The 19,925-nt window shown below is 71.3% G+C and carries 22 protein-coding genes; 9 read left to right on the top strand and 13 right to left on the bottom strand.

The genetic code is table 11. The features are described 5' to 3' along the window. Positions 1-174: 174 nt before the first annotated feature. Entirely contained in the window at positions 175-1,464 is a 1,290-nt protein-coding gene (gene murA / locus AC3AOF_RS28705; RefSeq protein WP_236987655.1) for a UDP-N-acetylglucosamine 1-carboxyvinyltransferase, read from the bottom strand. A 113-nt stretch (positions 1,465-1,577) separates the two neighbouring features. Next, complete coding sequence (locus AC3AOF_RS28700; protein ID WP_236987656.1) at positions 1,578-1,760, bottom strand: hypothetical protein; 183 nt, start codon at positions 1,758-1,760, stop codon at positions 1,578-1,580. A 242-nt stretch (positions 1,761-2,002) separates the two neighbouring features. Here AC3AOF_RS28700 and hemA point away from each other — a divergent pair, with 242 nt between their 5' ends. Continuing rightward, complete coding sequence (gene hemA, locus AC3AOF_RS28695; RefSeq protein ID WP_488347176.1) at positions 2,003-3,289, top strand: 5-aminolevulinate synthase; 1,287 nt, start codon at positions 2,003-2,005, stop codon at positions 3,287-3,289. 448 nt (positions 3,290-3,737) lie between these two features. Here hemA and AC3AOF_RS28690 read toward each other — a convergent pair whose 3' ends face one another. The 4 genes from AC3AOF_RS28690 to AC3AOF_RS28675 all read right to left on the bottom strand — a co-directional run bounded on the left by AC3AOF_RS28690 (position 3,738) and on the right by AC3AOF_RS28675 (position 9,288). Continuing rightward, entirely contained in the window at positions 3,738-3,962 is a 225-nt protein-coding gene (locus AC3AOF_RS28690; protein WP_236987658.1) for a hypothetical protein, read from the bottom strand. A gap of 60 nt (positions 3,963-4,022) precedes the next feature. After that, positions 4,023-5,024 (bottom strand): ATP phosphoribosyltransferase, encoded by a 1,002-nt coding sequence (gene hisG, locus AC3AOF_RS28685; RefSeq protein ID WP_488347175.1) that lies wholly within the window; start codon positions 5,022-5,024, stop codon positions 4,023-4,025. Further along, positions 5,024-6,151, bottom strand: coding sequence for an ATP phosphoribosyltransferase regulatory subunit (locus AC3AOF_RS28680; protein WP_236987660.1), 1,128 nt, complete (start codon positions 6,149-6,151; stop codon positions 5,024-5,026). The genes hisG and AC3AOF_RS28680 overlap by 1 nt, the downstream gene beginning before the upstream one ends. Positions 6,152-6,414: 263 nt before the next feature. After that, the gene (locus tag AC3AOF_RS28675; RefSeq protein ID WP_236987661.1) at positions 6,415-9,288 is read right to left on the bottom strand and encodes a phosphoenolpyruvate carboxylase; all 2,874 of its coding nucleotides are present in this window, start codon (positions 9,286-9,288) and stop codon (positions 6,415-6,417) included. A gap of 473 nt (positions 9,289-9,761) precedes the next feature. Between AC3AOF_RS28675 and AC3AOF_RS28670 the strand changes: the two genes are divergently transcribed. From AC3AOF_RS28670 to AC3AOF_RS28660, 3 genes are all read left to right on the top strand, one after another. Beyond that, positions 9,762-10,127: a hypothetical protein gene (locus AC3AOF_RS28670; RefSeq protein ID WP_488347174.1), complete on the top strand. Its 366-nt coding sequence runs from the start codon at positions 9,762-9,764 to the stop codon at positions 10,125-10,127. Next, the gene (locus AC3AOF_RS28665) at positions 10,127-10,864 is read left to right on the top strand and encodes a hypothetical protein (RefSeq protein ID WP_236987663.1); all 738 of its coding nucleotides are present in this window, start codon (positions 10,127-10,129) and stop codon (positions 10,862-10,864) included. Before AC3AOF_RS28670 ends, AC3AOF_RS28665 begins: the two co-directional genes overlap by 1 nt. Positions 10,865-10,993: 129 nt before the next feature. Next, positions 10,994-11,254 (top strand): hypothetical protein, encoded by a 261-nt coding sequence (locus tag AC3AOF_RS28660; protein ID WP_236987664.1) that lies wholly within the window; start codon positions 10,994-10,996, stop codon positions 11,252-11,254. 142 nt (positions 11,255-11,396) lie between these two features. Here the strand turns inward: AC3AOF_RS28660 and AC3AOF_RS28655 are convergent, their stop codons facing one another. Beyond that, complete coding sequence (locus tag AC3AOF_RS28655; RefSeq protein ID WP_236987665.1) at positions 11,397-11,672, bottom strand: hypothetical protein; 276 nt, start codon at positions 11,670-11,672, stop codon at positions 11,397-11,399. Positions 11,673-11,678: 6 nt separating this feature from the next. Next, positions 11,679-11,948, bottom strand: coding sequence for a hypothetical protein (locus AC3AOF_RS28650; RefSeq protein WP_236987666.1), 270 nt, complete (start codon positions 11,946-11,948; stop codon positions 11,679-11,681). Positions 11,949-12,294: 346 nt separating this feature from the next. Here AC3AOF_RS28650 and AC3AOF_RS28645 point away from each other — a divergent pair, with 346 nt between their 5' ends. The 4 genes from AC3AOF_RS28645 (at position 12,295) to AC3AOF_RS28630 (ending at position 15,213) form a co-directional block, all read left to right on the top strand. Then, positions 12,295-13,038, top strand: coding sequence for a Crp/Fnr family transcriptional regulator (locus tag AC3AOF_RS28645; protein WP_488347173.1), 744 nt, complete (start codon positions 12,295-12,297; stop codon positions 13,036-13,038). Positions 13,039-13,057: 19 nt separating this feature from the next. Then, positions 13,058-14,002 carry an HWE histidine kinase domain-containing protein gene (locus AC3AOF_RS28640; RefSeq protein WP_488347172.1) on the top strand — a complete coding sequence of 315 codons (945 nt, stop codon included), beginning with the start codon at positions 13,058-13,060 and terminating at the stop codon, positions 14,000-14,002. 177 nt (positions 14,003-14,179) lie between these two features. Then, on the top strand, positions 14,180-14,896 hold the full coding sequence (locus AC3AOF_RS28635) for an AzlC family ABC transporter permease (protein ID WP_236987669.1): 717 nt from the start codon (positions 14,180-14,182) through the stop codon (positions 14,894-14,896). After that, positions 14,893-15,213 (top strand): AzlD family protein, encoded by a 321-nt coding sequence (locus AC3AOF_RS28630; protein ID WP_236987670.1) that lies wholly within the window; start codon positions 14,893-14,895, stop codon positions 15,211-15,213. Before AC3AOF_RS28635 ends, AC3AOF_RS28630 begins: the two co-directional genes overlap by 4 nt. A 217-nt stretch (positions 15,214-15,430) precedes the next feature. Here the strand turns inward: AC3AOF_RS28630 and AC3AOF_RS28625 are convergent, their stop codons facing one another. From AC3AOF_RS28625 to AC3AOF_RS28610, 4 genes are all read right to left on the bottom strand, one after another. After that, positions 15,431-15,853, bottom strand: a complete 423-nt coding sequence (locus AC3AOF_RS28625) for an arsenate-mycothiol transferase ArsC (RefSeq protein ID WP_048465878.1) — start codon at positions 15,851-15,853, stop codon at positions 15,431-15,433. Positions 15,854-15,941: 88 nt separating this feature from the next. Beyond that, positions 15,942-16,430: a UPF0262 family protein gene (locus AC3AOF_RS28620; RefSeq protein ID WP_236987671.1), complete on the bottom strand. Its 489-nt coding sequence runs from the start codon at positions 16,428-16,430 to the stop codon at positions 15,942-15,944. Between the two features lie 98 nt (positions 16,431-16,528). Then, the gene (hisD, locus tag AC3AOF_RS28615; RefSeq protein WP_488347171.1) at positions 16,529-17,818 is read right to left on the bottom strand and encodes a histidinol dehydrogenase; all 1,290 of its coding nucleotides are present in this window, start codon (positions 17,816-17,818) and stop codon (positions 16,529-16,531) included. Between the two features lie 78 nt (positions 17,819-17,896). Further along, a complete protein-coding gene (locus AC3AOF_RS28610; protein WP_488347170.1) occupies positions 17,897-18,334 on the bottom strand; it encodes a DUF2948 family protein in 438 nt (145 codons plus the stop codon). Positions 18,335-18,597: 263 nt separating this feature from the next. On the opposite strand from AC3AOF_RS28610, the gene AC3AOF_RS28605 reads away from it, so the two are divergent. Continuing rightward, a complete protein-coding gene (locus AC3AOF_RS28605; RefSeq protein ID WP_236987674.1) occupies positions 18,598-18,909 on the top strand; it encodes a hypothetical protein in 312 nt (103 codons plus the stop codon). A 40-nt stretch (positions 18,910-18,949) separates the two neighbouring features. On the opposite strand, the gene AC3AOF_RS28600 is transcribed toward AC3AOF_RS28605, so the two are convergent. Next, a complete protein-coding gene (locus tag AC3AOF_RS28600; protein WP_236987675.1) occupies positions 18,950-19,801 on the bottom strand; it encodes a LysR substrate-binding domain-containing protein in 852 nt (283 codons plus the stop codon). Positions 19,802-19,925: the final 124 nt, after the last annotated feature.

Below are 19,925 nucleotides of genomic sequence, written 5' to 3'. Positions count from 1 at the left end.
CCGCTCTCGCCCGCGATCGACCGAGAGTGGCCGCACGATGCCGGGACCCGGCCGGCCGGACAACGATTGACGCGATTCAAGCCTAACGGGGCCTTGAGCCCGACGGACGCATCCGCCGGGCCCTCTTGTTCAAGTTTCTATTAGGATTCCCGGTTCGATCGTCTGGAAATGGACTTACACCCGCTCGCGCCGGATCTCGGCGCCGCAGCGCACGAGTTTGGCCTCCAGCGCCTCGAAGCCGCGATCCAGATGGTAGACCCGGTTGATCTGGGTCTCGCCCTCGGCGGCAAGGCCCGCAATCACCAGCGAGACCGAGGCGCGCAGGTCGGTCGCCATCACGGGCGCGCCCTTCAGGCGCTCGACGCCCTCGACCACCGCCACGTCGCCCTCGAGCCGGATCCTGGCGCCCAGCCGCGCCAGCTCCTGCACGTGCATGAAGCGGTTCTCGAAGATCGTCTCGCGGATGCGCGACTGACCCCGGGCCTTGGTCATCAGGGCCATGAACTGGGCCTGGAGATCGGTCGGGAAGCCCGGGAACGGATCGGTGGTGATGTCGACCGCCGCGATGCCGTGGCCGTTGCGGCGCACCCGGATGCCGTGGTCGAGGGGCGTCACCTCGGTGCCGGTGGTGCCCAGGATGTCGAGCGCGCTGTGCAGCAGGTCGGCCCGGGTGTTCTCCAGGGTCACGTCGCCGCCGGTCATCGCCACCGCCATGGCGTAGGTGCCGGTCTCGATCCGGTCGGGCAGCACGGCGTGCCGGGCGCCCGAGAGGCGCGACACGCCCTCGATCACGATGCGGGGCGTGCCGGCGCCCTCGATCCGCGCGCCCATCCGCGACAGGCAGGCGGCGAGATCGACCACCTCCGGCTCGCGGGCGGCGTTCTCGATCACCGTGGTGCCGTGGGCCAGCACCGCCGCCATCAGGGCGACGTGGGTGCCGCCGACCGTGACCTTGGGGAACTTGATCTCGCCGCCGCGCAAGCCGTTCCTGGTGCGGGCCACCGCGTAGCCGCCGTCGATCTCGATCGTGGCGCCGAGCGTCTCGAGCGCCATCAGCAGGAGGTCGACCGGGCGCGTGCCGATGGCGCAGCCGCCCGGCAGCGACACCCGCGCCTCGCCGAAGCGGGCGAGAAGGGGTGCGATCACCCAGAAGCTCGCCCGCATGGTCGAGACGAGGTCGTAGGGCGCCGTGGTGTCGATGACGTTCGAGGCGGTGAGCCGGATGGTCTGGCCGGCCTCGGTGGTCTGGCCCGGGCGCTTGCCCACCACCATGTGGTCGACGCCGTGATTGCCCAGGATGCGCAGCAGCGAGGCGACGTCGGCGAGCCGGGGCACGTTCGACAGTTCCAGCGTCTCGCCGGTGAGCAGGCTGGCGATCATCAGCGGCAGGGCCGCGTTCTTGGCGCCCGAGATCGGGATGATGCCGTGAAGCGGCTTGCCGCCGACGATGTGGATGCGATCCATGGTGACAACGTCCCTCGCGCCTCTGCGGCGCGTCCCGCGCGCTGTCGACAGCGCGCCTCGATTCCGAAAACCCGCTTATTGCACCGCAGCGATGCAACCGCTACGCTTGCGCGTCAACGCTCATCCTCGGCGGTTCGATCCACCGGCGGCGCTTGAACCGGCTCGGTCGCCTCGCGGCCCCGGACTTGCGCCTTGCGGCGGCGCAGGTTCTCGCGCAACGCCGCCTTCAGCCGCTCCTCCCGGGTTCCGTCCCCGGACTTGCCTGCACCAGACTTGCCGTCACCCTGCCCGCTCATCGCGCGCGACCCTTCGTCGCCATGACCAATTTCCAGCTTCCGTGCCCGTGCGTGAGGCGGCAGAACGCAGCCCTCGCCCTCGACTTTTTCAAAAGACAAAGCCGTCGCATTTGAGCGAGATCAAGGCGCGACCAGCGGTGGATCGGCGATTCGGCCATCCGCCGCGCGGACCGGCTCCTCCCCGGGGTCAGGCCCGGTCCCGCCCCCGGATTCTCCATCCGGCCAGACCGCGAAGGACCACGATGCCCGAGACCCGGCCCGAGACCCGCCGCCCCGCCACCGCTGAGGGCGCGACCGATTACCAGGCTCTCTTCCGCGGCGCCCTGGAGCGCCTGCACGGCGAGCGCCGCTACCGCGTCTTCGCCGATATCGAGCGCATCAACGGCCGCTTTCCCGCCGCCCAGTGGCGCCGCCCCGACGGCTCGACCCGCGAGATCACCGTGTGGTGCTCGAACGACTATCTCGGCATGGGCCAGCACCCGGCCGTGGTAAACGCCCTGACCGAGACCGCGCAGCGCTGCGGCGTCGGCGCCGGCGGCACCCGCAACATCGCCGGCAACAACTCACCGCTGGTCGACCTGGAGCGCGAGCTCGCCGACCTGCACGGCAAGGAGGCGGGCCTCGTCTTCACCTCCGGCTACGTCTCGAACCAGGCCGGCATCTCGACGATCGCCAGGCTGATCCCGAACTGCCTGATCCTGTCGGACGCCTTCAACCACAACTCGATGATCGAGGGCGTGCGCCAGTCGGGCTGCGACAAGCGCATCTTCCGCCACAACGATCTCGCCCATCTCGAGGAACTCCTGATCGAGGCCGGCGACCGGCCGAAGCTGATCGCCTTCGAGAGCGTCTACTCGATGGACGGCGACGTGGCGCCGATCGGCCGGATCTGCGACCTCGCCGACCGTTACGGCGCCATGACCTATCTCGACGAGGTCCACGCGGTCGGCCTCTACGGCCCCCGCGGCGCCGGCATCGCCGAGCGCGACCGGGTGATGCACCGGGTCGACGTGATCGAGGGCACGCTCGCCAAGGGCTTCGGCTGCGTCGGCGGCTACATCACCGGCTCGGCGGCGCTCTGCGACGCGGTGCGCAGCCACGCCGCCGGCTTCATCTTCACGACCGCCCTGCCGCCGGCCATCGCGGCGGCGGCCATCGCGTCGATCCGCCACCTCAAGCAATCGGGTGCCGAGCGCGAGGCGCATCAGCGCCAGGCCGCCCGCACCAAGGCCGCCCTCCTCGATGCCGGCCTGCCGGTGCTGGCCACCGACACCCACATCGTGCCGGTGATGGTCGGCGACGCGGAACTGTGCAAGGCGGCGGCCGACCGGCTGCTGGAGCGCCACGGCATCTACATCCAGCCGATCAACTACCCCACCGTGCCGCGCGGCACCGAGCGCCTGCGCATCACGCCGTCGCCGTTCCACGGCGAGGGGCATATCGGGGCGTTGCGGGAGGCGCTGGTGGAGGTGTGGGACGCGCTCGACCTGCCGCGGGCCGGGACGGTGTTCGTCGAGGCGGCGGAGTAGCGCGGAAGTCCGCTCTCCTCCCACTTGTAGTCAGGGCTGTCCGGGGAAAGGAATGGCGCGCCTCCCCTCTCCCGTGTGGGCTATCGGATTCACACAACTCCTCTGAGAGCCAACCCTTTGTAAATGTGCGCGCTTTCCCCTCCCCCTCGTGGGGAGGGGCTAGGGGTGGGGGTGGTGTCGGAAGAGCCTTGCGCTCTATGCGGCACCACCCCCACATCCAGCTCCTCCCCACAACTTGCAGCGATACCGGGCAAGCCCGGGATCGCCGGGGGAGGAGAGGCGCGCTACCTTCGAGAGGGAGAACGCTCGAACCGAGATGTGTGAATGCGATAGCCCGCAGAGGGGGGAGGGTTGGGCGCCGAGCCGTTTCCTTCTCCGGAAAGCCCTGCCGCCCGCGGGACGAGGAAAACCGCGCTTTACTTTGTGAAGGCGTGACGGTTCGATCGCATCACTGCACGAAGCTGCGGAACGCCGCCTCCATATCTTCGTCGGTCGCAAACTCGCCGCGTGCGATCTCGGCCAAGCCTTGCAGCACGAAGGGCAGATCCTCCGGTGCGATCTCGGCCCAGGCATCGTTCCGGACGAGCAGGAGGATCACGCGGGCGATCGCGTCCTGCCGATCGGGCGGCAACCGCTCCAGTGCCGCCGCCGCTTGCCGAAGCAATTCCGTCATCGCCGGATGCCCTCCGTCTCCGATCCCGCGGATCGTAGCACGGATGGCACCCGGGCCTCTTTACGACAACCGCACCAGCAACCGCTCCACCAGCGGGTTCTCCGCCGCGAAGGCGTAGTCGATCCGCCGCACGCTCACCGCCTGGGCACCGGCCTGGACCAGGGCCTCGGCGAGGCCGAATACCGCGTCGGCCGGGCAGCGCAGCACGATCTCGCCACGCCCTTCCGGCGCGCCGTAGGGCAGCTCGGCCTCGTGCAGGGCGGCCAGCGCTGCGAGATCGATCTCGCCGGAGGCCGGCATCCCGGCCCGGACCTCGCGGGTGGTGCGGGCCCGCTCCTCGGCGCTGATCCGGCCCAGCACCGCCTGGACGGCGCGGCGCGGGGTCTCGCTCCAGGAGGCGGCGAGCGAGGCGACGAGGTTCGCCTCCGAGCGCAGGATCACCCCGTCGTCGAGGATCTTCAGCGCGTTGGCGGCGAGCGTGGCGCCCGTCGTCGTGATGTCGACGATGATCTCGGCGCTGCCGGAGGCCGGCGCGCCCTCGGTGGCCCCCAAGCTCTCGACGATGCGGTAATCGGCGACGCCGTGCTCGGCGAAGAAGCGGCGGGTCAGGTTGACGTATTTGGTGGCGATGCGCAGGCGCTTGCCGTGGCGCACCCGCATGTCGCTCGCCACCTCGTCGAGGTCGCTCATCGAGCGCACGTCGATCCAGGCCTGGGGCACCGCCACCACCACGGTAGCCTGGCCGAAACCGAGCGGCGTCAGGAGCTCGACCTGGCCGGCGGCGTCCGGCAGGGTCTCGCGGATCAGGTCCTCGCCGGTGATGCCGAGATGGGCCGCACCGCTGGCGAGCTGGCCGGCGATCTCGGAGGCCGAGAGGAAGCGCACCTCGACCCCGTCCACCCCTTTCAGCCGGCCGCGATAGTCGCGGGCGCCGCTGGTCTGGGCGAGCGTCAGGCCGGCGCGGCCGAAGAAGGCGGCGGCGTTCTCCTGCAGGCGGCCCTTCGAGGGCACCGCCAGAACCAGAGGACCGTCGAGAGGGCCATCCATCATCGTGTCGCTCATCAGCGCTCACCCCCGAGGCGTTCGAGCCAGAACGAGCAGCCCACGGCGGGCAGGGCGTCCGTGCTGCCGAGATGCTGGAGCAGGCCGTCGTAGCGCCCGCCGCCGACGAGGGGCTTTTGTCCCTCCTCCGCGACCTCGAAGATGAAGCCGGTATAATAGTCGAGGTTGCGGGCGAAGCTCCCGGTGAACACGAAGCGCTCCAGCGGCAGGCCGCGGGCGGCGATGAAGCCGTTGCGCTCCTCGAACAGGGCGAGCGCCGCCTCCAACCGGGGATCGTCGAGCCCGGCCCGGCGGGCGAGGTCGCGGGCGGCGAGCGCCGCGGCATCGGGATCGCCGGTCAGCGCCAGATAGGCGTCCAGCACATCGCGGGCGCGGGCGCCGAGGCCGGCGCCGCCTTCGGCATGGGCCGCGGCCTTGGCGAGGAAGCGCTCGGCGATCTCGCCGGCCGTGCGGCCGCCGACCCGGCTGATCCCGGCGATGGCGAGCACGTCCTCGACGAAAGCGCGCACCCCTTGCGGGTCCTGGCCCTGGATGGCCGAGAGCAGGCCGGCATGGGCGGCATCGACCGCGACGGGGGCGGCGACCGCGTCGAGGGAGCGGCCCGAGGCCACCGCCCGGAGCGTCCGGCGCTTGGCCGCCGGCTGGACGGCGAGGGCGTCGAGGAGCGCGGTGATCAGCCCCATGTCGCCGAGGCGCACCTGATCGTCGCGGCGCCCGAGCCGGTCGAGCCCGTCGAGGGCGAGCCCGAGGATCTCGGCATCGGCCGCCGGAACGTCGGTCCGGCCGATCGACTCGATGCCGGCCTGGTGGAACTCGTCGGGCTCGGCCGCCCGCAGGCGGAAGACCGGGCCGAGATAGCTGTAATCCGCCGCCTGCCCGTCGGCGACGGCGCGGTGGTGGCGCCCGACCGGAATCGTGTATTCGGGCCGCAGGCAGAGTTCCGCCCCGGCCCCGTCCTGGGTGATGAAGATGCGCCGCCGGATGTCCTCGCCGGACAGTTCCAGGAAGGGCTCGACCGGCTGCAGCACCGGCGGCTCGACCCGCGCGTAGCCCCGGTCCTCGAACAGCGCCAGAAGCGCCTCGTGCGCCGCCGCCGGCCGGGGGGCCGCGGCTCCGTTACCCGTCATTGGTCACAACACCTGCAAATCTCGGACGGCCCTGTAGCAGCCGGAGGCGGGCTTGGCGACAGTGGGACCCGCGCGGCTCTCTGCGGAGTACGGCTGCCGTCGACGATCATCGGATGACGCGCAGGCTTGCCCCCTCCCCGCGGGCGGCAGGGCTGCCCGGGGGAATCTTCAAGCTGGGCGCGTGCCCCGCCGGGCCGGGGGCGATGCGCGCGCCGTTTTCCGTCACCGGACGTTCATCGAGGAGCGGGATCCCTCCGCCCCCCTCACCCGAACGCCCCCACCTCGTGCTGGATCATGCCGCTGATCTCGCGCACGAGGCCGAACAGGCGGCGGATCGGGGCGAACAGGGTGCGGTGCTCGGCCTCGTAGGTGCCGGCGCCGCGGGGGCCCGCCGGCTCGCCGAAATTGAGGCCCAAGGTCGGGTCCTCCGTGACCGGGAAGATGTCGTCGAGGAGCTTGAGGCAGCTCTCGACGTCGAGGCGCAGGATGCGCTCGATCAGGGCCTCGCGGGTGATGCCGTTCTGCGGCCGGAAGCCCGGGATGTGCACCGCCAGGAACCAGATCCGGTGGATCAGCGCCAGGCGCAGGGCATGCAGGAGCGCGAGCCGCGGCGTCATCCCGGGCAGGTCCGGAGCCACGGAGTGCAGCATCAGGTGGTCCTGCGTCAGCCGGCCGAACAGGCGGCGCAGGTGCGGGGCGAGGTTGAGCCGATCGAGGGCGGCGGCGACCGCCACGATCTCTTCCCGCCGCCCGTCCCGTGTGGCCCGGCGCGCCCGCTCCAGCCAGACCGAGGGGTCGAGGGTGTCGATATAGGCGCGCAGCACGTCGAGGTCGCCGACCGCGGTGGCCTCCTGCACCAGCCGGAAGGCGCGGGCGAAGCGCTCCGAGCGCTCGCGCATCTCGACGAACAGGTCCGGCGCGCGCCCTGCCGCCCGCCCGACCCCGTGCAGCGAATTGGCCAGGAAGCCGAGCTGCTGGAGGATCGCGTTGTTGGGGATCGCCCGCATCTGGCGCGGATGGGTGATGGCGACCGGCCCGCCGCCGTCGGATTGCCGAGCCACCGGGCGCGAGCCGGTGCGGTCGATCAGGTTCGGCCCGAAGGTGCCGAGCAAGGCCGCGTAGCCCGGATCGTCGACCAGCCGCTCCATGTCCTGGCGCACGCCGGTGAAGAACTCGGTGGCGAAATCGCCTTCCGCGTAGATCGGATCGGGGGCGGGCTGGAGCCGGCTGTAGATGTGCTCGCCGATGCGCGCCACCGTCGCCTCGGCCAGGGTCTTCGTGCCGAACATCAGGTAGCCGTCGCTGCCCTGGAAGCTCGATTCGAGGCTGGTGCGGATTCCGGCCTCGCGGTTGCGCCGCCGCGCATGGTCGGGGGCGAGGTAGGCGAGGCGATCCGCGAGGCTGGTCGGATGGGCGCCCCGGCCGATCGACTCGCCGTGGGTGTCGAAGATGACGAGCTCGATGTCGGTGAGGTCGTGCGCCGCCATCAACTCGGTGATGCGGAAGCGCAGCCGCTCGATCCAGAAGGTCGCCGCGAGCTGGCCGACATAGCGCCCCGAATCCGAGTAGCCGAACTGCACCACCAGGCGCCCGGTGCGCTTCAGGTAGGCACGCCAGTGGGGAGAGCGCAGCGCGTCCTCGATGACGTGGACGCCCTGTTCCAGCGCCGAGGCCGTCTCGAACAGCGGCGTGATCTCGACCCGGTCGCCGATGCCGAAATGCTGGGCGAGCCAGAGCGCGGCGAGCAGGGTGTAGCCGGTCTCGGTCTCGGCGATCAGGAAGCGGACCGGGTGGGTGCCGTCGATGTGCTTGAGGATCTGGGCGATCGTCATCATCAGCCGGGCGGCGGAGGCCCGCTCTGCGGCGAGCGCCCCGAAATCCACCGGCACCGCCGCGACCGCGCCGAGAAGCGCGTTGATCGAGGCGAGGTGGGAGCGGCGCTGGGCCGGATCGGTCGGGTCGCCGTCCTGGTCGAGCTCGCGGCGCACCGCGTTGTGGACCTGGCTGGCGTTGAGCCGGAAATGCGGCAGGCCGTTCTGGAGCCCGTGCGCGGCGACGCCCGCCCGTAAGGTGCAGAGCGCGAGCCGCGCCGCGTCGTCGGCCGCCTCCGCCACCGCCCGGTCGAGGAGGGACAGCAGCGGGCCGGCCTCGGTCTGGGCCCGGTCGCGCTCGATGATGAGGGCCAGCGCGAAGCGATGCACCGCCTCGAGGCTCGGCTGCTCGCCGAGCTTCGGCGCCACGGCGAGCTGGCGCAGGACGGCGGCCTTCGCCTCCTCGGCGAGCCGCCGGGCGGCTCCTGAGGCGGGATCGTCGGGGAGCTGGGCCAGCACCCGGTCGAACTGGGTGCGCTTCGATTCGAGCCGGTAGCGCAGGGTGTCCCACCAGCCGATATCGGTGCGCCCGTCGGTGTCGCAGCCGACCCAGGAGGCCAGCACCACCGGCATCGGGACGAGCTCGCTCCAGCGATCGGGCCAGCGCTCGCGGGCGGCGCGCAGGAGCGCCTCGTTCAGCCCGTCGAGGGCGGCGCGGCCGTGCTGGACCGCGTGCCGGGCCTGGTCGAACTCGTCGTTGAGGGTGATGACCGGGTCGGCTCGCGCCGAGAGCGCCGCCGCTTCCTCGATCGGGGCGTGCCGCGCCGCCGGATCGGGCTCGGAGGCGGCCTCGGCCAAAAGCCTCGCCACCGCCTTCGGCATCCCGAAGGTCGGGTGGGCGGTGAACACGGCGGCAAAGCGCGTGCGCTCGACCCGGGTCCGGGCGGTCTCGAAGCCCATCTCCGGGTCGCCGAGGGCGGCGGCCGCCACGGCCTGCGTCGCGGCGTGCGAATCCGCCTCCGTCCCGAGGCCGAGATAGGCCCGCAGCCGCGCCGCCCGGGCCTCCAGCGCCTGGGCGCGCAGGCGCACGAACAGGCCGGCCAGATCCTCCTCGCGGATCTCCTCCCGGTCGAACAGACGGCTGATCGCCAGCGCCACGGTCAGGACCGGGTTGCGGAACGGGTCCTGGCTCGCCTGGTGGCGCGCCTCCTCGACCAGACCGAGCAGGTCCGCCTCGAGGGTCGCAGCGTCCTGCGAACCGGAGCCTCGGCCATCGGAGCCGTGGTCGTCGGAACCTTGGATGTGGGAGCCTCTCAGCCTGTCCATCGGGTCGCTTCGTCCTGTGGCCGGATCACCGTCCGGTTCGCGTGGCGCGCGGGCGCGCGCCAGGGGCCGTGACGCAAGGAGCGTTCCGCCGAGCCCACGCTCTAGAGCACTTCACGACCGCGTTGCAATCGTGAAGCTCTCTAGGCCTTTGATCTTGCCGCATTTTCTTCGACGAACCGGCATCCGCTTCGTCGCACAATGCTCTCCGCATCATTCGCCGGAACGGTCGCCGGTTCGGCGGTGAGAATGATGCAGGACAGGGAACCCGGCAGAGTCGCGCTCGGCAACTCTGCCGGGTTGCGGGCGCCTTCCGGGTGGCGAGCCGGCCATAGGGCCGCATGCGGCCGCGGAGAGGCTTCCCGGCCCGGGATCCGGGCGCCGGGGCGCAGACCCCGGTCGCATGCGGGGGCGGCGCTTGCGACCGGACAGGCCGCGGGAAATGCTCTAAGGCTGGCATCACGATGGAGATGATCGTGATTCTGGCTGCGGCGGCAGCCCTGGTATTCGCCGGCCTGGTGCTCGTGTTCGCGCAGGGCCGCGCCCGCAATCCGACCCTGCGCCTGCCCCACGAGCAGGAGCTGGAGGACCGGGGCGACGAGCTGTTTCGCGATTTCGACCAGGACCTCGCCGGCCTGCTCGAGGAGGCGGCCCGTCATCCGGAACTCCAGCAGCGCGCCTATCCGAACGGCCTGGAGGCGCCCGACGCGCCGAGATCCCGGCCGCGGGGCGGCATGACCATCGATCACGATCCGGCGGAGCCCGGCCTGCCCGAGCCCGGGGACCGCAGGGGCCCCCCTTCCGGGTCCGACCCCCATCAGCGTGACGGAGAATCCCGGTGATGCGTGCCGCGGTGCAGGCGGTCCTTCTGGCCGCCCTCTCGGCTGTTCCTCTGGTCGGTCCGGCCCGGGCGGCTCCAGGGGAGACGGCTCCGAGGGAGGTTGCTCCGAGGGAGGCGGCTTCCGGCGGCACGGCGCCCGCCTGCCCGGCGCCGCAGGCGGCCGAGTTCGCGGGCGGGAAGGGGTTTCGCCTCTGGGTCACCCGGCAGGGGAGCATGACCTGGAGCAACCCTCTGCGGCCGCTCTCGCCCGAGACCGTGCAGGTGCTGCAGGTGGTGATCCGCAACAAGCTCGCGACCGCCTACGGCCCCGACCTGTCGGGCCTGCGCCGCGGCCCCTCGCCGGCCGCCCTGGAGGCGCAGAACGGCGCGACGATCCAGTGGGCCGGCACGCCGGACACCCTGCCGCAGACCCTGCGCATCCTGGCCGACGATGGCGGCCAGGTCCTGGCCGAGCTGACGTTCCAGTCCTGCGGCGATCCCCCGAAGGTGGCGGAGCCGAAGCCCGTCCCCACCGCCCGCAAGGGCGCGCCGAAGGCGGCGGCGAAGGCCAAGGCGGCGAAGGCGGCGTCCCCCGAGGCGGAGGGCGCACCGCCGGACGCGGCCGATCCGGCCGCCGATGCGCCGAAGCCGGCGCCCAGACGGGCCGCGAAGCCCCGGCGCGAGAAGGCCGCTGCGCCCGATGCCGCGCCCGCCCGGACGCCCGGCGGCCTCATGCTGCCGCAGGGTGCGATTCCCTGACGCGGTCCCGGGCATCGGCCGGAAACGCTTCGGCGTGAAACACGTCAGCATGAAACACCTGGGCCGTTCCGGCGTTCGTCCGCCGGGCGGTCGCTCCCTCTCACGATCCGATCTCGGAGACGTCTCGCGATGTACGATTCCTGGCTGCGCCTCGGCTTCGACACCGTTCGCTTGGGGCTGGAGGCCCAGACGGTCGTCACCCTGCGGCTGGCCAAGCTCTCGCTCGGCGGCGCGGCGGCGCAGGACGAGGCGCAGCGCATGGTGACGGAGAAGCTGGAGGCCGCAGCGGAGGCCGCGATGACGCTCGCCACCGGCGGCACGGCCGAGCGGGTGGTGCAGGATTATCGCCGCAAGGTGCGGGCCAATGCCCGCAGGCTCAGCCGCGGCTGACGCGCCCGGTCGCCGAAGTTTCGATCGGCGGGACGGGCATCCTCCCGTCCCGGAAAACCGTCACGGGATCGCCGTCGCGCGCAGGCGACCATCACCCTCAGACGATGAACCGGTTGCGGATCACTTGCCGATCACTTGCGGATCACTTGCGGGCGGCCATCATGTCGTGGGTCAGCACCGTCAGCTTGCCGATCAGGCTGGTGATGTCGCCATGGGTACAGGACCATTGCGTGCCGATCGCCCCGCCGTCGGAGGAGACCGACACCACCGCGACGGAGCGCAGCTTGCCCTCGCGTGCGAGGCGCAGCTGCTCCTGCAGCACGTCGATCATCGAGGCGGTGTTCTCATCGACCGGAGCCGCGGCCACGGCCTGCGGGAAGGCGACGATGCGGTTGGTTTCGGCGGCGATTTCGCTCATGGGACTCTACGAACGCTGGAAGGAATCGGATGTGCGGGGGCAGCGCGCGGCCGCATCGCGGACGCGCGGGGTCCGTGAGGCGCCAGGCCGGTCGAGCCGCCCCAGGAGAGCGGCGAGATCCGCCGGCAGCGCCTCGGCCAGGCAGCCGTCGAACGCCGCCTGAAGGCCGGGCGCCAGGAATGCGGCCAACTGGCCGGCATCGCCGGCCTGCCGAACCGCACCGAAGGTGGCGGGTGCCGGCCCGCCGGGTCGATCGTGCATCGCCCGTGACGTCATCGCAGCCTCATGGTCGGGAGCCGCCCTCGCCGCCAAAACTGCCGATCCCGGCGCGGATCACAATCCCCGCTCTGTGGCCGAGCTTCCACTTCCAAACCCGATGTTGTCGGACCGCAACACTGTTCCCAGCGCCCGGCACCCCGATTCCGGCATCGTCCGGCGGCCGGCTCGCAGGTGAGACCGGCACCCTCATTCGGCGTATCCACAGCGTCGAACGGTACCGAACGTATGAAAACTAACAATAATGCATAAATTACATCACCTTTCTACCATAATTAACTTTTGTTATGAGGATTGTGAGCAGAAATGTGTTAATCTCGCAGGTAAAGCGCGATGGCGGGGCATTTTGGCTGAGTTTCTCATCCGCAAGCTCGAGCACTTCACGAGCTTGTCCACCGACGACAAACTTGCGCTCGATCACGCGTCGCGCCAGCGCACGCGCCGCGTCCGGTCGCGGGACGACATCGTCCACGAGGGCGACCTGCCCCAGGGTGTCAGCCTGATCCTCGACGGCTGGGCCTGCCGGTACAAGACCCTCGAGGACGGGCGCCGCCAGATCATCGCCTATCTGCTGCCCGGCGACCTGTGCGACCAGAACGTCTCGATCCTGCGCGAGATGGACCATTCCATCGGCACCGTCACCGCCGTGACCCTGGCCGAGATCCCGACCGAGACCATGCGCCAGCTCACCCACGGCCAGGCCCGGCTGTCGCAGGCCCTGACGTGGGAATCCCTGGTGGCGGCGGCGATCCAGCGCGAATGGACCGTGAATATCGGCCAGCGCACCGCCTTCGAGCGCCTGGGCCACCTGCTCTGCGAGCTCTTCGTGCGGCTGCGCGCGGTCGGGCTCACCCAGGGCAATACCTGCGAGCTGCCCCTGACCCAGGCCGAGATCGCCGATACGATCGGGCTGTCGGTGGTGCACGTGAACCGGACGCTGCAGGAGTTGCGCAACATCGGGCTGATCTCGCTGCGCGGCCGCGAGCTCATCATCCATCGGCTCGAGGCGTTGCAGCGGGCGGTACAGTTCAACCCGAACTACCTCCATCTAGCCCGCGAAGGGCGGCACCTCGACGCCAATGAGGCATGAGGCCGACGCGGCAACGGAAATGGCGGAAGGCCCCGACTTCCGCCGGATGGTCGAGACCATCCCGCATCTCGTCTGGCAATCGAACCCGCTGGGCGACTGGACCTGGGCCAGCCCCCAATGGGCCGCCTTCACCAGCCAGGCCCCGGGCCGCAGCTGCGGTTACGGCTGGCTCGACGCCGTGCATCCGGAGGATCGCGAGCGCACGCGGGAGGCCTGGCGGGTGGCGTCCCGGCGGGGCCACCTCGCCGTCGAGCACCGCCTGTGCCGCCGGCCGGCGATGGCGGGGGAGAGCGATCCCTACTTCTGGTTCTCCACCCAGGCCACGCCCCGGCGCGGCGACGACGGCCGGCCGACGACCTGGTTCGGCACCTCGACCGACATCCACGACCTGCACACGATGCGCGAGACGCAGGAGCGCCTGGTCCGCGAGCTGCAACGCCAGGGCCGCAACACCCTCGCGGTCATGCGCGGGATCGTGCGCCGCGTCGCCGACACGGCGGCGACGGCGGAGGACGTGGTGGCCCATATCGGCGATCGCCTCGGCGCGATGGCGCGCATCCAGGCCGAGGTGTCGCGCGAGCCCCTGGCCGGCGTCGCCCTGGACGTGCTGATCCGGGACGAGCTCTCCGCCCATGCCCTGCCGGATCCGAGCGAGCTCGCCGGCCCGCCGGTGCGGCTGCCGGCCGAGATGGCTGAGAAACTCGGTCTCGCCCTGCACGAACTGGTGCTGAGCGCCGTCCTCGACGGCGACGACCGGATCGCCGCGACCTGGACCGTGGCGACGACCCACCTCGTCCTGACCTGGCGCATGCGGGCCCGGCCCGGCGCGCCGGCCGGCGGCGCCAGGATCCTGAGCGGCGAGATGCTGGAGCGGATGCTCGCCTACGACCTCCGCGCCGTCACGACCGTGACCGAGACCGGCCGCGAGCGCCAGGTCGTCATCGTGCTGCCGCTGCCGCACTGAAGCGGGGCTGTTTCACGTGGAAACGTCGGCCGGACTGCCGTGTTGAGGGTTCGTCAACCTTGACAACGCCCGTGACGGGCGCGGAGCCCGCAACCCAGGCAGGCACGCGGACCGGATTGACGGCTGCCGCAGGCTTGCGCGACAGAACGGGCCTCCCGCTCCCGGTTTCCTGCTCCCATGTCCCACGCGTCCGCCGCGCCGTTCACCCGGGCCGGCATCCTCACGGGCATCCGGCTCAGCCTGCCGCTCTGGCCCAGCATCGCGGTGTTCGGCGCCGCCTTCGGGGCGGCGGCGGCCCAGCGGGGCCTGAGCCTGGCGGAGGCCGCGGGCGCCAGCGCCCTGGTCTATGCCGGCTCGGCCCAGATGGTCACCCTCGAGGTCTGGGGCCAGCCCTGGACGGTGAGCGCGCTCTTGGCCGCCATGACGGTGACCGGGCTCATCAACGCCCGCATGATCCTGATGGGCGCGACGATCCAGCCCTGGATGCGCGGCACGCCGCTCTGGCGTACGGCGATGACGCTGTTCGTCCTCGTCGATGCGAGCTGGCTCATCGGCGTGCGCCACCGTTCCGAGGGCGGCCGCGATCTCGGCGTGCTGTTCGGCGCCGGCATCGGCCTGTGGCCGCTCTGGGTCGCCTCGACGGCGGCCGGCCACCTGGCGGGCGCCCTCGTCACCCAGCCCCGGGCCTACGCCCTCGACATGATCCTGCCGATCTTCTTCGCCGCCATGCTGGCGCCGCTCTGGCGCGGGGTGCGGCCGGCCCTGCCCTGGCTCGCCTCGGGCCTGGTGGCGCTGGTGGTGCAGCGGCTGGTGCCGGGCTACGCCTTCATCGCGGCGGGCGCGGCGGCCGGCCTCGTCACCGGCCTCCTCGTCGACGACGGGGCGGCGCGATGATCGATGCGCTGCTCGCCGGACCCGCCGGGCCCTGGATCGCCATCCTGGCGCTCGCCCTCGTCACCTATCTCTGCCGCGCCTCCGGCGTGGTGCTGATGAGCCGGGTGCGCCTCACCCCCCGGGTCGAGCGGGGATTGCGCGCCCTGCCGGGCTCGATCGTGGTGGCGACCGCCGTGCCCACCGGCCTCGCCGCCGGCCTGCCGGGCCTTCTCGGCCTCGTGACGGCGGCCGGCGTGATGGCGCTGACCCGGTTCGAGCTGGCGGCGGTGCTGGCCGGGATGGGGGTGGTGGCGTTGGGGCGGCTGGTGGGATTGTAGGCCAGCACAGCAGCAACCGGCGTTGTCCCATCCGCGACCTCATCCTGAGGTGCGGGCGATCGAAGATCGCTGAGCCTCGAAGGCGGGCTCAAGACGTCTATGCGCTCTCCGGAGCCCTCCTTCGAGGTCAGTCGATCTTCGATCGACTGACCCTCAGGATGAGGCTGCGGAAGGGAAAAATCGAACGATAAAGATGGCTTGAGGGAAGCCGACGCCCTCACCGCAACCGCTGCCTTATGCGGAACCCCAACCCGTCCCGCACGTCGCGATAGGCGTCGAGGCGCTGCTCGCGGGAGCCCTGCGACACGGTCGGGTCCGGGGTCGGCCAGTACTCGACGTCGGCCGCGACCGTCCGGGTCAGTTCCAGGGCGGCGTGGTGGGCCTCCGGCGAGAGCGAGACGATCAGGTCGAAGTTCAGGCCCTCCCACTCCTCCAGCTCCTCCAGGGTGCGGGGGCGGTGGCGCGAGGCGTCGATGCCGATCTCGTCGAGGGCGGAGATCATGAACGGGTCGGTGGGCTCGCCGCTGCGCACGCCGGCGGACTGCACGTAGACCGACTTCCCGAAATAGTGCCGGGCCAGCGCCTCGGCGCAAGCCGAGCGCACGGCGTTGAAGTTGCAGACGAACAGCACCGACTGCACCCGCCTGCCCGGTCTCGCGGAATCCGGCTTCGACGGGTCGGGTCCCGCGGGAGCGGCGCTGTCCGGAAGGGGGCTTCCGGACACCGGCTCAGCCCTTCCAGTGCAGGGCGAAGATCAGGGTGAACAGCCGGCGGGCGGTGTCGTGGTCGATCTCCACCTTGCCGTCCAGGCGCTGGAGAAGAAGGTCCGAGGCCTCATTGTGGACCCCGCGCCGGCCCATGTCGATCGCCTCGATCTGGCTCGGCGAGGCGGTGCGGATCGCCTTGAAGTAGCTGTCGCAGATCATCTCGTAGTCGCGGATCACGCCGCGGAACGGCGTCAGCGACAGGAGATGGGTCATCACCGGCTGGCCGTCGGCGGTCGAGATCGCGAAGGACAGCTTGTTCTCGACGAGGCCCAGCGCCAGCGCGTAGGGCCCGCCATCGTGATTGGCCACGCGAAAACTGTTCGATTCCAGGATGTCGTAGATCGCGATGGCGCGCTCGTGCTCCTGGTCGGGGTTGCCGCGCCCGATCGAATCCTCGTCGAGCGTCACCGCCGCCAGGCGCTGTCGCGGATCGGGAGCCTCGCTCGCCATCGGATCTCCTCCCCCGTCTCGCGGGGTCTTGTCAGGGCGTGCAAAAGACGCGAGTGCCGCCGCCCGCGCAAGCCGGACGTAGGATGGGACGGGACCGGTTAAAGGTTCAGGCGGATCGCCACCGAGCGGGCATGACCCTCCAGCCCCTCCGAGCGGCCGAGCGCCAAAGCGGCGGGGCCGAGCGCCCGCAGGGCCTCGGGCGTGCAGGAGAGAAGCGAGGTCCGCTTCATGAAGTCGAGGACGCCGAGGCCGGAGGAGAACCGGGCCGAGCGGGCGGTCGGCAGGACGTGGTTGGGGCCGCCGACATAGTCGCCGATCGCCTCCGGCGTGTGCGCGCCGAGGAAGATCGCCCCGGCATTGCGCACCCGCGCCGCCAGGTCCTCGGCCTCCGACGATTCGATTTCCAGGTGCTCCGGCGCCAGGCGGTCGACGAGCGGGATCGCGTCGGACAGGCGCGCGACCCGCACGATGGCGCCGTAATCGCGCCAGCTCGCGGTGGCGATCTCGCTGCGCGGCAGGGTCTTCAACTGCCCCTCCACCGCCGCCGCGACCGCCTCGGCCAGGGCGTCGCTGTCGGTGACCAGGATGGCTTGCGCGGCCGTGTCGTGCTCGGCCTGGGCGAGCAGGTCGGCGGCGACCCAGTCCGGGTTGGCGGAAGCATCGGCGAGGATCAGCACCTCGGACGGGCCGGCGATCATGTCGATGCCGACCTGGCCGAAGACCCGGCGCTTGGCCGCCGCCACGTAGGCGTTGCCCGGCCCGACGATCTTGGCGACCGGGCGGATTGTCGCCGTGCCGTAGGCGAGCGCCGCCACGGCTTGCGCGCCGCCGACCCGAAAGACCTCGTCGACCCCGGCGAGCCTGGCGGCGGCCAGCACCAGCGGGTTGGTGACCCCGTCCGGCGTCGGCACCACCATGGCGAGGCGCGGCACGCCCGCGACCTTGGCCGGCACCGCGTTCATCAGCACCGAGGAGGGATAGCTCGCGGTGCCGCCCGGCACGTAGAGGCCGACCGATTCGAGCGCGGTCCAGCGCCAGCCCAGCGTCACGCCCAGCGCGTCGGTCTCGCGGTGGTCGGCCGGCACCTGGGCGCGGTGGTAGGTCTCGATCCGGTCCTTCGCCAGAGCCAGGGCGTCGAGGGCTTCCTTCGAGCAGGCGGCGGTCGCGGCGTCGATCTCCGCGACAGAGACCCGGATGGTCTCCGGCGTGAGGGCGAGCCGGTCGAAGCGCGTCGTGTAGTCGATCAGCGCGGCGTCGCCGCGCTCGACCACGTCGCGGATGATGTCGCGCACCGCATTGTCGACATCCTCCGCCACCTCGCGCTTGACCGAGAGCAGGCGGGCGAAGTGCGACTCGAAATCGGGATCGCGGGAATCGAGGCGCTGCATGCTGTGTCCGGTCTCGTGGTCGGCGGGCAAGGGATCCCGTCGGGGGATCCCGCCAAGACCCGCCGACTGCCAAAAATTTCAGGCCGCGTCGAGGGGGGCGTGGACCGGCTTGCTCTCGGCCTGCCAGACCGGGCCGAGATCGCGCATCGCCGCCTCGATGCATTCGAGCTCGAGCCGGATCGCAGCCCCGCCGGAGAAGACCAGGGTGGCGATGCCGGACGGCGCCTCGCTGGGCTCGAAGGTGACGGCCAAAAGCTCGAGCGGGCTGTCGGGCTCCTCGCGAGAAATGTTGCGGCAGCGGACGGAGAGCACCCGCTCGAAGTGCAGGCCGGTCAGCCGCCGCCGGGGCGGGACGCCGTCGGGGCATTCCCAGTCGAAGCGCCGCGCCACCAGGGCAAAGCGCCGCTCCCGGGGCAGGTAGGCGAGGTCTCCGGTCCGCAGGACCGCATCCTGGAGGTGGGTCGAGATGACCGCGAGATCGTCGGCGTCGAGGGCAGCGAGCTTCAGGAGCTCCATCTCCGCGTCCTTCACTGTCGGCGTCCCTGTGCTTTGCGGCCGGTCCGTCGTGCGGCCGGCCCGCTCTATCGGAATGATGCTGGGATTAAGTGGCGACGCCCTGCGCCCACGACAACCTTTGCCCGATCGACAGGGGACGGCGATTCGTCACCGTTCCGGCTGTCGCAACGGCACCGAATCGCCTCAGCCGGCGTTCATGTGTGGACGCTTAAGCGTGACCCATGGACACGATGCGGCAACTCGCCGACAGGGAGAAGAGATCCGTGAGAACCGTGACGATTGCGGCCCTGGCCGCCCTGACCCTCGGCCTCGGCGTCGCGCCTGCCTTCGCGCAGTACGGCTACGACGAGGATTATCGCCCGCGCCGCCGCTACGAGGAGCGCTACGACTACGACCGCCCGCGCTACCGCCGCGACGATTACGACCGGCCGGGCTATCGCGAGTATGGCGGCCGCATCGGCCGGATCTGCGTCACCGCCCGCGGCAACTGCCCGACCCGGCCGGCGCCCCTCAACAGCTCCTGCGGCTGCGAGGTCCCGGGCTTCGGCTTCAAGCGCGGCGCCATCGGGTACTGAACCCCGATCGGCCCGATCGGATCGTCACCTGGACGCGGCCTCAATCCCAGATATCCGCGTTCAGGATCTCGTGCGCCAGGGCCCGGCTCGGCTCGCGGTGGAGCCCCGGTCCGGACAGCACGAACTCGACATCGGCCAGCCGCGGCAGGTCCGGGTGGGCCAGTTCCTGCAAGCCGTCCGGGATCAGGCTGCGGGGCTGCGCCATCACGCCGACACCGGCGAGCGCCGCGGCGCGCAACCCGCTGAGGCTGGCGCAGGTGCAGGTGATGCGAAAAGGCCGGCCCTCCTGCGTGAGCGCGGCGAGCGCCACCGCCCGGGTGATGCTGGGCGCCGGGAAGCTCGCCAGCGCCACCGGCTCGCCCCGCTCCGGCAGGGCAGTCGGGATCCCGACCCAGACCAGCCGGTCGCGCCGCACCAGCATGCCTTGCGTCTCGCCGACATGGCGCTTGCCGAGCACGAGGTCGAGTTCGCCCCGCGCCAGCGCGTCGTGGAGGAAGCCCGTGAGCGCCACGCTCAGTTCGAGGTCGACCGACGGATAGGCCTCGCGGAAATCGCGCAGGACCTCCGACAGCCGGCTCTGCACGAAATCCTCCGAGGCGCCGAAGCGGACCTTGCCCCGCACCGGGCCGCCGGAGAGCGCCCGCTCCAGCCGCTCGTGGGCGTCGAGCACCGTGCGGGCGAAGCCCAAGACCGTCTCGCCCTCCGGGGTCAGCGCCACCGAATGGGTGTCGCGCGCCACCAGCCGGTGGCCGGTCTGCGCCTCCAGGCGCTGGACGTGCTGGCTCACCGTCGACTGGCCGAGGCCGAGCTGCTCGGCCGCCCGGCTGAAGCTGCGGCTGCGCACCACCGCCGCCAGGGTGCGCAGCAGCACGGGGTCGATCAGGCGGGTCACGGCGGCTCTCGGCATCCTGCATGAACGACGCGCAGGCTATCGCATTTCACGATAACTGTAATCCTCGCGCCCCGCGTACCCATCCGGGCGCCCGCCGGTTAGGAAGACCGGGACCCCTCTCGAC

Source organism: Methylobacterium sp. 142-1Y (assembly GCF_057747795.1).
This window is presented reverse-complemented; position numbering and strand designations above follow the sequence as displayed.

What these genes read in the sequence shown, in the direction of transcription:
- murA (WP_236987655.1), bottom strand. Translation starts at nt 1,464, where the DNA reads ATGGATCGCATCCACATCGTCGGCGGCAAGCCGCTTCACGGCATCATC.
- AC3AOF_RS28700 (WP_236987656.1), bottom strand. Translation starts at nt 1,760, where the DNA reads ATGAGCGGGCAGGGTGACGGCAAGTCTGGTGCAGGCAAGTCCGGGGAC.
- hemA (WP_488347176.1), top strand. Translation starts at nt 2,003, where the DNA reads ATGCCCGAGACCCGGCCCGAGACCCGCCGCCCCGCCACCGCTGAGGGC.
- AC3AOF_RS28690 (WP_236987658.1), bottom strand. Translation starts at nt 3,962, where the DNA reads ATGACGGAATTGCTTCGGCAAGCGGCGGCGGCACTGGAGCGGTTGCCG.
- hisG (WP_488347175.1), bottom strand. Translation starts at nt 5,024, where the DNA reads ATGAGCGACACGATGATGGATGGCCCTCTCGACGGTCCTCTGGTTCTG.
- AC3AOF_RS28680 (WP_236987660.1), bottom strand. Translation starts at nt 6,151, where the DNA reads ATGACGGGTAACGGAGCCGCGGCCCCCCGGCCGGCGGCGGCGCACGAG.
- AC3AOF_RS28675 (WP_236987661.1), bottom strand. Translation starts at nt 9,288, where the DNA reads ATGGACAGGCTGAGAGGCTCCCACATCCAAGGTTCCGACGACCACGGC.
- AC3AOF_RS28665 (WP_236987663.1), top strand. Translation starts at nt 10,127, where the DNA reads ATGCGTGCCGCGGTGCAGGCGGTCCTTCTGGCCGCCCTCTCGGCTGTT.
- AC3AOF_RS28660 (WP_236987664.1), top strand. Translation starts at nt 10,994, where the DNA reads ATGTACGATTCCTGGCTGCGCCTCGGCTTCGACACCGTTCGCTTGGGG.
- AC3AOF_RS28655 (WP_236987665.1), bottom strand. Translation starts at nt 11,672, where the DNA reads ATGAGCGAAATCGCCGCCGAAACCAACCGCATCGTCGCCTTCCCGCAG.
- AC3AOF_RS28650 (WP_236987666.1), bottom strand. Translation starts at nt 11,948, where the DNA reads ATGACGTCACGGGCGATGCACGATCGACCCGGCGGGCCGGCACCCGCC.
- AC3AOF_RS28640 (WP_488347172.1), top strand. Translation starts at nt 13,058, where the DNA reads ATGGCGGAAGGCCCCGACTTCCGCCGGATGGTCGAGACCATCCCGCAT.
- AC3AOF_RS28635 (WP_236987669.1), top strand. Translation starts at nt 14,180, where the DNA reads ATGTCCCACGCGTCCGCCGCGCCGTTCACCCGGGCCGGCATCCTCACG.
- AC3AOF_RS28630 (WP_236987670.1), top strand. Translation starts at nt 14,893, where the DNA reads ATGATCGATGCGCTGCTCGCCGGACCCGCCGGGCCCTGGATCGCCATC.
- AC3AOF_RS28620 (WP_236987671.1), bottom strand. Translation starts at nt 16,430, where the DNA reads ATGGCGAGCGAGGCTCCCGATCCGCGACAGCGCCTGGCGGCGGTGACG.
- hisD (WP_488347171.1), bottom strand. Translation starts at nt 17,818, where the DNA reads ATGCAGCGCCTCGATTCCCGCGATCCCGATTTCGAGTCGCACTTCGCC.
- AC3AOF_RS28610 (WP_488347170.1), bottom strand. Translation starts at nt 18,334, where the DNA reads ATGGAGCTCCTGAAGCTCGCTGCCCTCGACGCCGACGATCTCGCGGTC.